The sequence below is a fragment of the Pseudomonas sp. F3-2 genome (genome assembly GCF_038804275.1).
In the GTDB taxonomy this organism is placed as follows: Bacteria; Pseudomonadota; Gammaproteobacteria; order Pseudomonadales; family Pseudomonadaceae; genus Aquipseudomonas.
In genome coordinates, this window is sequence record NZ_CP152388.1 from 3,231,468 (window position 1) to 3,243,900 (window position 12,433).

The following is a 12,433-nucleotide window of genomic DNA, read 5'->3' on the forward strand; positions in this document are numbered from 1 at the left end:
CCTGTCGCCCACTAGCATCGCCGCCTGACAAACGACGCAGCAATGGACACCGGACATGAACGACGAACTTCACATCATCGACCTGCAGGAAGGCACCGGCAAAGCGGCGGTCAAGGGCGCGCTGATCACCACCCAGTACACCGGAACGCTGGAAGACGGCACGGTGTTCGATTCCTCATGGGAGCGCGGCAAGCCGTTTCAATGCGTGATCGGCACTGGCCGGGTGATCAAAGGGTGGGATCAAGGGTTGATGGGAATGAAGGTCGGCGGCACGCGCAAGCTGCTTGTCCCGGCCCACCTGGCCTACGGCGAACGCTCGATGGGCGCCCACATCAAACCCAACTCGAATCTGATCTTCGAAATTGAACTGCTGGAAGTACTGACCCGGGATGATTGAACAGAAACCCGGTGTATGCGGTGTGTCAGGCACCCCGCGATGGTTGGTTTTGCGACTGCTGCGCAGCCGATGGTCCGAGTGCGGCCCAGAGCAAGCGCGCTCCTGCAAGGTAATGCGGCGCCGACTGCTATCGAGCTGGGCCATAAAACCTGTAGGAGTGAGCTTGCTCGCGAAGACTGATTTCCAGACGCTGCATCTCTACAGCCTGCACCAGCCTCTTCCCGACTGAAGCCGGTCCTACAGACGCTGCGAGTTTTTCGTAGGACCGGCTTTAGCCGGGAAGGCGCCGGGGATTACGCCTTGATTCAATGCGGCGCGAAAGACAGTTGGCTCACTCCCACTCGGATCTTCAGGCATTGCCAGGTTCCTCGGCCAGACTCAAACCTGTGGGAGTGAGCTTGCTCGCGAAGACTGATTTCCAGACGCTGGATCATCCGCGGATGTACGACGCTGTTCGCGAGCACCGATAGCAAGCTCACCCAATTGGCGTAGAGGTGAGGATCAACGTCCCTCACCTCCTTCACCTTTCAAGCCGCCACTTCATACAGCTTCGGCAGCTCAATCTCGCCGCTGATCAGGCTCTGACGCATGCGCGCCGCCTGGAGCGCTGCGGCCTGCATCGCGCTTTCCTTCACGTGTCCGTAACCGCGGATGCGCTCGGGCAGACGCGCCAGACTCAACGCGGTGTGACGATTGCCAGCGTTCAGGTGGCTCAGGATCAGCTCGACGTCCGCGACATAGCGGTCGATCAACTCACGCTCCTGACGGCGCTCAAGACTGCGGCCAAACGGATCGAAGGCCGTGCCGCGCAGGAATCTGAACCTGGCCAGCACGTCGAACGCTTTCAGCATCCAGGGCCCGAAACTGCGCTTGCGCGGCACGCCGGTGTGCGGGTCGCGCGCGGCCAGCCAGGAAGGCGCCAGATGGAATTCCAGCCGGTAGTCGCCTTCGAACTGTGCCTGTAGCTGTCGGGTGAAGTCGCCGTTGCTGTATAGCCGCGCCACCTCGTACTCGTCCTTGTAGGCCAGCAGCTTGAAGTAATTGAACGCCACCGCTTCGGTCAACGCCGGTTGATCGTCGGGGAACAGCCGCGCCTCGGCCTCACGCACATTGTACACCAGCGCCAGGTACCGTTCGGCGTAGGCCAGGTTCTGATATTCAGTGAGCGCTTGACTGTTTTTCTCAAGGCGCTCCTGCAAGGTCAGCGTTACGGGTGGCTCGGCAGGCGCTGCCTGCGGATAGGCCGCCGCCTGAACCGCTGGCAGATCGAACGCGGCGCGACGCCCCCACAGGAACGCTTGCTGGTTGAGGCTGACGGCAACACCGTTGAGCTCGATGGCTTTCTCGATGGCTGCGCTGGTCAACGGGATCAAGCCGAGCTGGAACGCGTAACCGAGCATGAACAGGTTGCTGGCAATGCTGTCGCCCATCAATCGAGTGGCCAGATCAGTGGCCTGGACGAAGTGGGTTTTCTGCTCGCCAACGGCTTCGCGAATCGTCTGCATCATGGCTTCTGCCGGGAATTCGGCGTCGGGGTTGCGGGTGAATTCCGCAGTCGGCGTCTGCTGGCTGTTCACGACGGCGTAGGATTTTTCGCTACTGAGCTTGGCAATGGCATCCGGCCCCGAGGCCACCAGCAGATCGCACCCCAGCAACAAGTGCGCTTCACCCGCCGCGATCCGCACCGCAAACAGGTCTTCCTGACGCGCGGCGATGCGAATATGGCTGACCACTGGCCCGAACTTCTGCGCCAGTCCGGCCTGGTCCAGGACGCTGCAGCCCTTGCCTTCCAGGTTCGCGGCATAACCGAGCATCGCGCCGACGGTGGTCACGCCCGTGCCGCCTACGCCTGGCAGAAGAATATTGAACGGACGATCGAGGCTTGGCAGGGTTGGCTCGGGCAACTGCGCGAACGCCTGCTCGCGGTCAGGCAGCGCAGGCTTGCGCAGCGTGCCGCCGTGAACGGTGACGAAACTGGGACAGAATCCCTCGACGCAGCTGAAATCCTTGTTGCAGGCACTCTGGTCGATCTCGCGCTTGCGCCCTTCGGCGGTTTCTTTGGGCAGGATCGACAGGCAACCGGACTTCGCCCCACAGTCGCCGCAGCCTTCACACACCGCCGGGTTGATGACAGCGCGCTTGTCCAGATCGACCATCGTGCCGCGCTTGCGCCGACGGCGCTTCTCGGTGGCGCAGGTCTGATCGTAGATGATCACCGACACGCCCTCGAACTCGCGCAACTCGCGCTGAACGCTGTCCAGATCACGTCGATGGTGAAAGGTGGTGATCGGCGCGAACTGATCCCGGCTCGGGTATTTGTCCGGATCATCCGACACCAGCGCAATGCGCTGCACGCCTTCGTTGAAGACCTGGCGACTGAGCTGGTCGACCCGCAGCACGCCGTCGATCGGCTGGCCGCCGGTCATCGCGACGGCGTCGTTGTAGAGAATCTTGTAAGTGATGTTGACGCCGGACGCCACGGCCGCCCGCAGCGCCAGGTGACCGGAGTGGAAGTACGTGCCGTCGCCCAGGTTCTGGAACACGTGAGGCGTGCGGGTAAACGGCGCCTGCCCGATCCAGGTCACGCCCTCGCCGCCCATCTGGGTGAACGTGTCGGTTTCCCGGTCCATCCAGATGGTCATGTAATGGCAGCCGATTCCGGCAAGCGCGCGGCTTCCTTCGGGGACTTTGGTCGAACTGTTATGCGGGCAGCCGGAGCAGAAATGCGGCGTACGCTGGGTCTTGAACAATGGCGCGGCCAGCGCTTTCTCCTTGTCCTGGAGAAATTGCAGACGCGCCTCGATTTTCGGGCTGCTGTAAATGGGCGCCAGCCGCTTGGCGATGACGCGGGCGATCATGGCCGGAGTCAGCTCTGCCAGGTTGGGCAGCAACGAACGTCCTTCCTCGTCGAACTCACCCACCACTCGCGGACGCTGCTCGACGGGCCAGTTGTAGAGCTGGCCGGTCAGTTGATCTTCAATGACGCTGCGCTTTTCCTCGACCACCAGAATCTCGTCCAGCCCCTCGGCGAAGTCGTGCACGGAAACGGGTTCCAGCGGCCAGCTCATGCCGACCTTCAACACCCGGATGCCCACCGACGCGCACAGCTGCTCGTCGATGCCCAATTCTTCCAACGCTTGTCGCACGTCCAGATAGGATTTACCGGTGGTGATAATGCCCAGCTTTGGCTGCGGGGAATCGATCACTACCTTGTTCAGCTGATTGGCCCGAGCGAATGCGCGGGCGGCGTAGATCTTGTAGGTGTTGAGCCGGGCTTCCTGCGCCAGCGGCGGATCGGGCCAGCGGATGTGCAGGCCCCCTTCGGGTAACTGAAAGTCTTCGGGGATGCGCGTCTGGATGCGCAGTGGGTCGACTTCGACGACGGCTGAAGAATCAACGTTCTCGGCAATGGTTTTCATCGCCACCCAGCAACCGCTGTAGCGCGACAACTCCCAGCCGATGATGCCGTAATCGAGGATTTCCTGAACGTTGCTCGGGTTGAGCACCGGGATCATCGAGGCGATGAATGCGTGTTCGCTCTGGTGAGCGATGGTCGACGATTTGCAGCCATGGTCGTCGCCTGCGAGGATCAGCACGCCGCCGTTTTCGGCGACGCCTGCGGAGTTGCCGTGCTTGAACACGTCGCCGCATCGATCGACGCCCGGGCCCTTGCCGTACCACAAGGCGAACACGCCGTCGTACTTGCCATGGGGGAACAGATTGACCTGTTGGCTGCCCCACACCGCCGTTGCCGCCAACTCTTCGTTGACGCCGGGCTGGAAATGGATGGCGTTTTGCTTGAGGTAATCCTTCGCGTCCCAGAGGCTTTTGTCGAGATTGCCCAGAGGCGAGCCCCGGTAGCCGGAAATGAAGCCGGCGGTGTCGAGGCCACGGGCTTCGTCGCGTTGTTTTTGCAGCATGGGCAGGCGGGTCAGCGCCTGGGTTCCGGTCAGGTAGAGATGGCCGGTGGCGAGTCGATACTTATCATCCAGACGAATATCAGCCAAAGACATTCAGGCACTCCTTTGTTTTTATCAGTGCGATTTGAATGCAGCAGAGAGCGGCCTCGTGAGCCTGGCTCCCCTTTTGCCGTCGAGACGGTTCAGCCCGACGGCGACATGCCAATACTGCCTGTGGCGCGCAGGCTTTTTCTTTCTAAATCCGCCGAAATCTGCTCATATCCTGCATGCCTGTTTCGTTTGAATAATAAAAAAGGGTCAATTCATGCAGGTCAAACTCAGCCCCATCGATCGCAAAATCCTCCGCCTGTTGCAGCATGACGCCGACCTCTCCGCTGCCGAGATCGCCGAGCGGGTGGAACTGTCGCAGTCACCCTGCTGGCGTCGAATCAATCGTCTGGAAGAAGAAGGCGTGATCGAGCGCAAGGTCGCGCTGCTCAATCCGGCCAAACTGGGCCTGACCATGACGGTCTTCGTCGACGTTAAGCTGTCGGGCCATGGCCGGCGTTATCTGACCGAGTTCGAGGAGGCGATCATCGGCTTCCCCGAGGTGCTGGAGTGCTACACCATGGCTGGAGACATGGACTTCATGCTCAAAGTCGTGGTGCAGGACATCGCCAGTTACGAGCGTTTTCTGCGCGATCAACTGCTGCAAAGCCCGCACGTGCAGGAAGCGCATTCGAACATTGCGATGAGCGTGGTGAAGAGAACGACGGAGCTGCCCATCGAGTAGCTGTCCAGGCCGTCGGACGCTGGCGCGGGCCGTGTGCGCAGGTGCAGCGAGGGCGCGATTCGATATTTCTAAGGGGGACGGACGAATTATTTCACAGGAATGCGAAAAAACATTTGACGCGCAAATGATAATGATTATTATTGAGTGCAACCGGTCGCGAGACTGGTTGGTAACCCAGAAGCCTTAGGTCGGCTTCCGGATTATCTCCTCATCAGGCTAATCACGGTTTTTGACCCGGCTTTTTGCCGGGTCTTTTTTTTCGTGCCCTTATAAGGGTCTGGGTTCGGTCGGGTGTTGCGTCTTCAGGCTAATGAAGAGGGTGCGATGGACTTCAGCCGTCGCGATGGCGCGCATAATAGCAAAAGTATATTGAGCACTGAACCGCTGAACCGGTCTAAAACGACACATTCGGTAAAAATTCCCAGAAAAAAACTACGCACCACTTGAGAATGAATCTCATGAGCACTAAGATCGGCCCTGCGTCACGGATGATGCCCCCACTCCTTTCCAACGAATGACCCACGGATGACCTGCGAGTGACACGCCATGACTAATCAGCTCACGACCCTGTTTCCGCTGCCCGCCCGGCAACCCGAAATGCCCGTCAGCCAGGATTCCGATACCTGCCGCCGACGCATTCAGAAGCTGCCTCGCAGGACTCAGCAAGTCTTTCTGCTGAGCCGACTCGACAACCTTTCCTACACCGCCATCGCCCAACTGCTCGAGACCGACGTCGACGCCGTCGAGCGCTGCATGACGCGCACGCTTGAGCAGTGCGCCGATCAACCCGGCGACGGTCCGGCTGATGACGTGATCACCATGCAAGCCCTGCGCTGGTATGTGCACCTGCAAAGTCCACTGGCCACCGCCAGCCAGCGCATTGAATTCCGCCACTGGCTCGACGCCGACACTCGCCATCTGAGTGCATTTCAGGCCAGCGAGCGACTGTGGTGCAGACTGACCGCGCCCGCTGCCATCCTCGGCGCCAGCGGCTGGCATCGACGCAAACGCAAGCCCTACATCGGCTGGCTGTTGCTGACTGCGTTTCTGTGCAGCCTGCTGGTGACGGCCGAGGCCTTCAGCACCCTGCTGACGTGACCCAAAGACAACACATTCTGTCGCAGTTTGCCCGTCCGATCCGTGTAAAGTAATCGTCATAACAGCCCAGCGACGTTGTCCTGCCGTGCAGCGGCGGCGTCCAGATGGCGTGAGTGGCATTAACGTACTCAGGATCCCTCCGTGACTCAGACTCCCCTTTCGATCACCGCCGATTTCGACAGCGGCAACATCGTGGTGCTCGACGCCAGTGACGCGAAGCGCGTGCAACTGGCCATCCGTCCGGACACCAAAAGTGCCCACTTTCAGTGGTTCCACTTCAAGGTCGACGGCATGCAGGTCGGCCAGCCCCACGGGTTCAGCCTGACCAACGCCAGCCAGTCGAGCTACAACCGCGCGTGGACCGGTTACAACGCCGTCGCGTCGTACGATCAGAAATCCTGGTTTCGCGTGCCCAGCCACTTCGACGGGCAGGCCCTCAACTTCGACCTGACACCCACTGAGCCTCAAGTGTGGTTCGCCTACTTCGAGCCCTACAGCCGCGAACGTCATGACGGGCTGATCGATCAGGCGCTGAACAAGGCCGGGACCGAGCTGCTGGCCACCGGCAAGAGCGTCGAAGGCCGTGATATCCCGCTGCTGCGCAAAGGGGACGGCGCCGAGGGCAAACGCAAGATCTGGATCATCGCCCAGCAGCACCCGGGCGAGCACATGGCCGAGTGGTTCATGGAAGGCGTGATCGAGCGCCTGCAGGAAAACGACGCAGCGTTGCAGGCCCTGCTCGCTTCAGCGGATCTGTACCTGGTGCCCCACATGAACCCGGACGGCTCTTTCCACGGTCACCTGCGCACCAATGCGCAGGGCAAAGACCTGAACCGCGCGTGGCAGGATTCGACACCGGAGCTGAGCCCGGAAGTATTCTTCGTCAAAGAGCAGATGGAAAAGTATGGCGTCGACATGTTCCTCGACGTACACGGCGACGAGGAAATTCCCTACGTGTTCACTGCGGCCTGCGAGGGCAATCCGGGCTACACCGAACAGCAGAAGGCGCTGGAAGCGGATTTCCGCGCGCGCCTGAGTGGACTGACCAGGGATTTCCAGACGCGCTATGGCTATCCAAAGGCCACGCCGGGCAACGCCAACATGAACCTTGCGTGCAACAGTGTCGGCGAACGCTATAAATGCCTGGCACTGACCCTGGAAATGCCCTTCAAGGACAACGACGATGCGCCAGACGCGCTCACCGGCTGGTCGGGCAAACGCTCGAAACAGCTCGCCAGAGACGTGCTGACCACCCTGGGCCAGATGGTCTCGGTACTGCGCTGAACGCAGTCCATTGGCCTTCATGCCGCTCGTGGCCAGCGGCATGAAGGCAACGCGGCAGATCAGCTCACGTGCGTGACTGAGCGGCCGCGTTGACCGGCGATGCACTCAGCCGCGGGATTTCCCCCGCAACATGCTGTCCAGCACCTCATCTCTTCTCACCCAGCCATGAAACAGCGCCGCCGCAAGGTGGGCCAGGATGGTCAGGAAAAACAGATACGCCAGGTACTGATGTGCCTTGCGCAGCAGCGCGAAGGTTTCGGCGTTCGCCGCAAGGATCGACGGCAGCCTGATCGACTCACTCAGCATCACCGGATCGCCGGCAGCGCTGATCATTGCCCAGCCGATCAGCGGCATGGCAAACATCAGCGCATACAACAGATAGTGGGAAAGCTTCGCGGCCAGGGCCTGTACCGCCGGCAGATCGGCGGGCAACGGCGGCGTCCGGGTGGTGAGGCGCACGATCAGGCGCACGATGACCAGCAACAGAATGGCGATGCCCAAGGGTTTGTGCAGGTTCAGCAGCCATTCATGACGTTGCGAAACCGAAGCGACCATCCCGGCACCGATGAACAGCATGGCAATGATCATCAGTGCCATCAGCCAGTGCAGGGCGCGGGCCAGCGGGGCGAAATGGGTGGTGGGCGTATTCATGGCTGTTTCTCCTGCGCAGGCTCGGCCTTCAACTGATCGACTTCTTGGGTGCGGCGCATGTACGACGCCGCGTAGGCCGCTGAGCGCGCGGCAAGCAACGGATCGTCCGAGCCTTCGATGCCATTGGGCAGGATCAGCGGGTCGTAATTGATGTCGCGGCAGGCGCCGTCCAGTTGCGCGCTGTCAGCCTCCACCACCAGGGTTCCGGCAGTGACGGTCTTGTGCTCGCCGGCCCAGGCCTTGGACGCATCGTTGGTCGGGTCCTGCGGGTTGGCCAGGGTCAGTACCAGATTCCAGCGTTGCGGACCGCTGGCCAGCTTGTCGCTCAGGTCCTTCTGCAGGTAGTCCTTGGCGTCCGGCGCCGGCGCGTCACCTTTCGCATCGGGCACCAGGCTCCAGCGCACGGCTTGACGTTTGCCGCTGGCATCTACCAACACGAATGCGTTGACGCTGTTGTAGGTCTCGGTAACGAAGCTCGCTGAAGGCTTGGCGGTCTTGACCCACGCCAGGAACGGCTGCGCCTCGGGGTGAGCGGCGAAGAAGGCGGGCGGTTTGGCGGGATCGGGCTTGCCGGTCTTCGGGTCTGGCGCGGTGGCCTTTTGCAGATCGATGAACGCCTCAGGCGTGCCGACCGGGAAGACCGGCATGCTGTTCATGCCGGTTCGCCACTGCTGCCCGTTGGGCTGGGTGAATTGCACCGCAAAACTGCGCAACGGCGCGGCGCTGTCCGGCGAATACGGATTGCCGGTCGGCAGCGCGAGACGGCCGATCACCGGGGTACGACCGCTGGCGAACACCTCTGCGCGGGAAAGGCTGGCGGCCGCGCCGTTGCTCTCGAAGTAGCCGGCCACGCAAATGCCTTTCGGATGATTGCGCCGATAACCGGGGTGCACGCCATTGTTGTGTTCGAAGACATCGACGACCCGCGCCGGCGTCAGTCGCTGTGGGTCCAGGCTGCCGTTGACGTAGGCAAATGCGCCGGCAACGACCAGAACGATCACGCCGATGCCGGCCATGCGCAGTAACAGTGAAGACGTACTGAGCGGGGGTTTGTGGGGATGTGGCGGTTCACGGTCACTCATCAATGATTCTCCGGGCCTGAGGCCTCTGTGCAATTTGCAGGTGAAGTGGGACGCGGCTCGAGGCGGTTTATTCCACCCCTCGATATTTATTTTTCGGTCGATGGAATAACTTGCACGGGCGTGCGTCTTTCTGGTCACACGATTTGTATCGATCCCGCTGATCGACCTGGAAGCCCCCATGAATGAAGTCGACGATCAATTGAGAGAGTTGCTGCCGCGGATGCGTCGTTTCGCGGTCTCCCTGACCCGCGATCACAGCAGCGCCGATGATCTGGTGCAGTCGAGCCTGGAAAAAGCCCTTTCCGCGTGGAACGGCAAAAGGCCCGAAGGCGACCTGCGTGCCTGGCTGTTCTCCATTCTTTATAGGCAATTTCTCGACGCTCATCGCCGTTCACGTCGCTACAATCGCATGCTCGAGCTGTTCACGGGCGGCAAGGAGGATCATTTCGAGCCTTCGGTCGAACGAACGATTGTCGCGCAGACCACATTACAGGCCTTCGATCGGCTCAACACCGAACAGCGCGCCCTGCTGCTGTGGGTCTCGGTCGAAGGCTTGAGTTATAACGAAGTGGCGGCCATCCTCGACGTCCCGGTGGGCACCGTCATGTCCCGCTTGTCGCGCACGCGCCAGGCCTTGCGCCAGCTCAGCGAAGGCGAAATCACCACCCCTGCCCTGCGGATACTGAAATGATCACTCTGCCCCCCAGCGAACGCGATTTGAACGCCTACGTCGACGGTCAGCTCAACGATGCTGATCGGTCGACGCTGGAAACCTACCTTGCGGCGCACCCCGAACTGTCCCGGCAGGTACAAGCCTGGCAGCGGGATGCCCAGAGCCTGCGGGCTGCGTTGAGCGGTGAACTGCATCGGGCGCCGAATCCGGAGCTGGACCCCGCTTTCATTCGCCAGAGCATGCGCCGCAATCGCACCCGACACTTCGCGACCGCAGCCGTATTGCTGATCGCCGTCAGTGTCGGCGGCCTGAGCGGCTGGCACGCCCGGGAAATCACCTTCGCCAGCGCCAATCCGCCGATGGCCGACGCGGTGCAGGCGTATCGCATGTTTGCGGTGAACGCCAACATGGCCAGCGACTGGAGCAGCGACAAGGCGAACAACGTGCAGGTCTGGCTGGACAAGAATTTCGCTCAGGCCAATCGCTTGCCTGATCTTGAGTCGGCGGGTTTCAAACCGGTCAGCGGACGCCTGACGACGACCGAACAGGGCGCCGCGGCCATGGTGGTATACAAGGACAGCGAAGGCCGGACATTGAGTTTCTTCATCCGCCCGCCAGGAGAAGCCAATCATCTGCTGCCGCGCGGCTCGCGTCGCGATGGCGAATTGCAGGCCGATTACTGGTCGGGCTCAGGCTACAACTACGCCGTGGTGGGTCCGGCGGACGACCCTGCCGCGCAGGCCGCGCGACTGGCGTTGAAGCAACCGATCTGATCGCAAGGCCAGCCCTTCTTGCGGTCGGCAACGCCGCCGTCGACCGCAAGAAGGCTGCCGAACGAACGGCAGCCGGTCGCCACGATCAGCCGCGCAGCTGCCCCGGCTCGCTCTGCAGCATGGCTTTTTCCTGAACCCCTTCAAGCGTGTACTTCAACAACGAGGTGCCACGTCCCTGTTTCGCCTCATTGTCCTGCTGCAACGCCTGTTGCAGCACGCTGAGGAAATTACGGGTCTTGCTTTCCGTGACCGGCGTGAGCTTCTCGGACTGCAGAACCCCCATCACGTAAGTGGACACGCGCGTGGACTGGCTGGCGGACTGCGTCACCGACGCGTTGACCAGCGCGCCCTTGTCGTAACCGATGCTGGCTTTGCTGCTGGACTGATCGTTGATCTGGTAATACAGATAATTCTGCGTCTTCGGATCGCGTTGCAGGTCCAGCTTCTGCCCGGCATAAAGCGCCTTATGATAACTGGCGCTCAAGTGCGCCTGCTGGTCCTGCACCAGGGTGCGATTGAGCTGGTCGCGCCCTTTGGACTGCGTGGTCTGCGACAGGGTGTAGGCAAAGGTATCCAGCTCTCCTGGCCGCGCGGGGTTGCCCTCCTGACTTTTCTCGCTCACCGAGGCGCTGAAATCGCCAAGACCGCTGAGCATCGCGTGGTCGGTGTCCGTCAGCTCAATGGAGTTGACGGTCTGCGGCGCGGACGACGCGCGAGTGCCGGGATAATGACTGTGCAGCGTGGTGAAGGCGTCCTCGAACATCGACAACAACTGCTGGTCGCCATCGCCGCGTTTGCGCGCGGCCTCGATCTGACCGATGTAGCCCTTGAGCGCTTTGGCCTGCTGATCGCTGTCGCCAATCACCGCCGCATTTTTCAGGTCCACCGACATCTGCAGCTCCCCCGCCGCGCCGCTCATGCGCACCGAGCGCTGATCGGCGTCGGCGTGCAGTTCGAGGGTCTGGGTGTTGGTGCTGTCGAGCTTGACGCGGGTTTTCAGATCGATCGACGAGAACACGCTCGCATCGAATTGCGTGAGTGCGTCGAGCTTCAACTGCGGCGGCCGCGCGGTCAGGCCGTCGATCGCCGACTGGAACCCATCGGCGATTCTGCCCAGCGCGCTGAGTTCATCGTCGCTCAGGTCGCCTCCGCTGACCTGCGCCTGCACGGCCAGGCCGTCGTCCTGACTGGAGAGCGTCAGTTCAATGGTGTTGCCGCTGGCGGTGCGGATGCTCAGGCTGATGCTGTTGTCGGCATTGCCGTGTAAGCGGGTCTGCGCCGCTGTCAGCTCGGCGGGCTCCAGTGCGTGGCCCGAAGACGACCGGATGACCGACTGCGAGATGCCTTTGCCCGATTCAGCCAACTGCCCGAGCAAGGCTGCGCCCAGGCCCTGGAACCGGCCGGCGGTGGCGGACGTGTTAAAGTTGCCCATCATCGACAAGGAGACTTTGTCCTGACGGGTGTACTCCCAGGCAGGCGCCACCTCCGCCCCTGACAGCAGACCACGCGCGCTGTAGGTCTGGGCATCGAGGGTCGACGCTTCCTGCCCCAGTGAGACCACCGTTGAAGGCGAGGCCGTGGGGCTCACCGCCGCTGCGCCGCCCAATGGCTCATTGGCCACAGGCCGCGTGACGATCGAGGGCTGCACGACCGAAACAACCGATGAAATCGCAGTCATGACGCTTCCATGTTCAATTGAAGGGATGATTTCCTGCTCGGTTTGTCGGCTGCATCCTTTGTATCTTGAGCGATACATTGCCCATCCGGTAGAGCGAGCCCCAAA

General features: G+C 61.5%; 10 protein-coding genes. 6 read left to right on the forward strand and 4 right to left on the reverse strand.

Features of this window, described 5'->3' with window-relative positions; genetic code table 11:
- Positions 1–55: 55 nt before the first annotated feature.
- Entirely contained in the window at positions 56–397 is a 342-nt protein-coding gene (locus AAGQ88_RS14755) for an FKBP-type peptidyl-prolyl cis-trans isomerase (RefSeq protein WP_093458818.1), read from the forward strand.
- A 527-nt stretch (positions 398–924) separates the two neighbouring features.
- Here the strand turns inward: AAGQ88_RS14755 and AAGQ88_RS14760 are convergent.
- Positions 925–4,410: an indolepyruvate ferredoxin oxidoreductase family protein gene (locus AAGQ88_RS14760; protein ID WP_342652757.1), complete on the reverse strand. Its 3,486-nt coding sequence runs from the start codon at positions 4,408–4,410 to the stop codon at positions 925–927.
- Between the two features lie 211 nt (positions 4,411–4,621).
- Here AAGQ88_RS14760 and AAGQ88_RS14765 point away from each other — a divergent pair, with 211 nt between their 5' ends.
- The 3 genes from AAGQ88_RS14765 to AAGQ88_RS14775 all read left to right on the forward strand — a co-directional run bounded on the left by AAGQ88_RS14765 (position 4,622) and on the right by AAGQ88_RS14775 (position 7,471).
- Positions 4,622–5,089, forward strand: a complete 468-nt coding sequence (locus AAGQ88_RS14765) for an Lrp/AsnC family transcriptional regulator (protein ID WP_342652758.1) — start codon at positions 4,622–4,624, stop codon at positions 5,087–5,089.
- A gap of 546 nt (positions 5,090–5,635) precedes the next feature.
- A complete protein-coding gene (locus tag AAGQ88_RS14770; RefSeq protein WP_342652759.1) occupies positions 5,636–6,187 on the forward strand; it encodes a DUF4880 domain-containing protein in 552 nt (183 codons plus the stop codon).
- Positions 6,188–6,328: 141 nt separating this feature from the next.
- On the forward strand, positions 6,329–7,471 hold the full coding sequence (locus tag AAGQ88_RS14775; protein ID WP_342652760.1) for a M14-type cytosolic carboxypeptidase: 1,143 nt from the start codon (positions 6,329–6,331) through the stop codon (positions 7,469–7,471).
- Between the two features lie 105 nt (positions 7,472–7,576).
- Here the strand turns inward: AAGQ88_RS14775 and AAGQ88_RS14780 are convergent, their stop codons facing one another.
- The gene (locus tag AAGQ88_RS14780; RefSeq protein WP_093458823.1) at positions 7,577–8,122 is read right to left on the reverse strand and encodes a cytochrome b; all 546 of its coding nucleotides are present in this window, start codon (positions 8,120–8,122) and stop codon (positions 7,577–7,579) included.
- On the reverse strand, positions 8,119–9,204 hold the full coding sequence (locus tag AAGQ88_RS14785; protein ID WP_342652761.1) for a catalase family peroxidase: 1,086 nt from the start codon (positions 9,202–9,204) through the stop codon (positions 8,119–8,121). Before AAGQ88_RS14785 ends, AAGQ88_RS14780 begins: the two co-directional genes overlap by 4 nt.
- A gap of 178 nt (positions 9,205–9,382) precedes the next feature.
- Here AAGQ88_RS14785 and AAGQ88_RS14790 point away from each other — a divergent pair, with 178 nt between their 5' ends.
- Positions 9,383–9,895 carry a sigma-70 family RNA polymerase sigma factor gene (locus AAGQ88_RS14790; protein ID WP_342652762.1) on the forward strand — a complete coding sequence of 171 codons (513 nt, stop codon included), beginning with the start codon at positions 9,383–9,385 and terminating at the stop codon, positions 9,893–9,895.
- Positions 9,892–10,650, forward strand: coding sequence for an anti-sigma factor (locus AAGQ88_RS14795; RefSeq protein WP_342652763.1), 759 nt, complete (start codon positions 9,892–9,894; stop codon positions 10,648–10,650). The genes AAGQ88_RS14790 and AAGQ88_RS14795 overlap by 4 nt, the downstream gene beginning before the upstream one ends.
- A gap of 85 nt (positions 10,651–10,735) precedes the next feature.
- On the opposite strand, the gene AAGQ88_RS14800 is transcribed toward AAGQ88_RS14795, so the two are convergent.
- Positions 10,736–12,328 carry a lactate dehydrogenase gene (locus AAGQ88_RS14800; RefSeq protein WP_342652764.1) on the reverse strand — a complete coding sequence of 531 codons (1,593 nt, stop codon included), beginning with the start codon at positions 12,326–12,328 and terminating at the stop codon, positions 10,736–10,738.
- Between the last annotated feature and the right edge of the window lie 105 nt (positions 12,329–12,433).

Bases quoted from the DNA above. Each gene is read 5' to 3' on its own strand.
- AAGQ88_RS14795 (WP_342652763.1), top strand. From the start codon at position 9,892: ATGATCACTCTGCCCCCCAGCGAACGCGATTTGAACGCCTACGTCGAC.
- AAGQ88_RS14755 (WP_093458818.1), top strand. From the start codon at position 56: ATGAACGACGAACTTCACATCATCGACCTGCAGGAAGGCACCGGCAAA.
- AAGQ88_RS14780 (WP_093458823.1), bottom strand. From the start codon at position 8,122: ATGAATACGCCCACCACCCATTTCGCCCCGCTGGCCCGCGCCCTGCAC.
- AAGQ88_RS14785 (WP_342652761.1), bottom strand. From the start codon at position 9,204: ATGAGTGACCGTGAACCGCCACATCCCCACAAACCCCCGCTCAGTACG.
- AAGQ88_RS14760 (WP_342652757.1), bottom strand. From the start codon at position 4,410: ATGTCTTTGGCTGATATTCGTCTGGATGATAAGTATCGACTCGCCACC.
- AAGQ88_RS14790 (WP_342652762.1), top strand. From the start codon at position 9,383: ATGAATGAAGTCGACGATCAATTGAGAGAGTTGCTGCCGCGGATGCGT.
- AAGQ88_RS14800 (WP_342652764.1), bottom strand. From the start codon at position 12,328: ATGACTGCGATTTCATCGGTTGTTTCGGTCGTGCAGCCCTCGATCGTC.
- AAGQ88_RS14765 (WP_342652758.1), top strand. From the start codon at position 4,622: ATGCAGGTCAAACTCAGCCCCATCGATCGCAAAATCCTCCGCCTGTTG.
- AAGQ88_RS14770 (WP_342652759.1), top strand. From the start codon at position 5,636: ATGACTAATCAGCTCACGACCCTGTTTCCGCTGCCCGCCCGGCAACCC.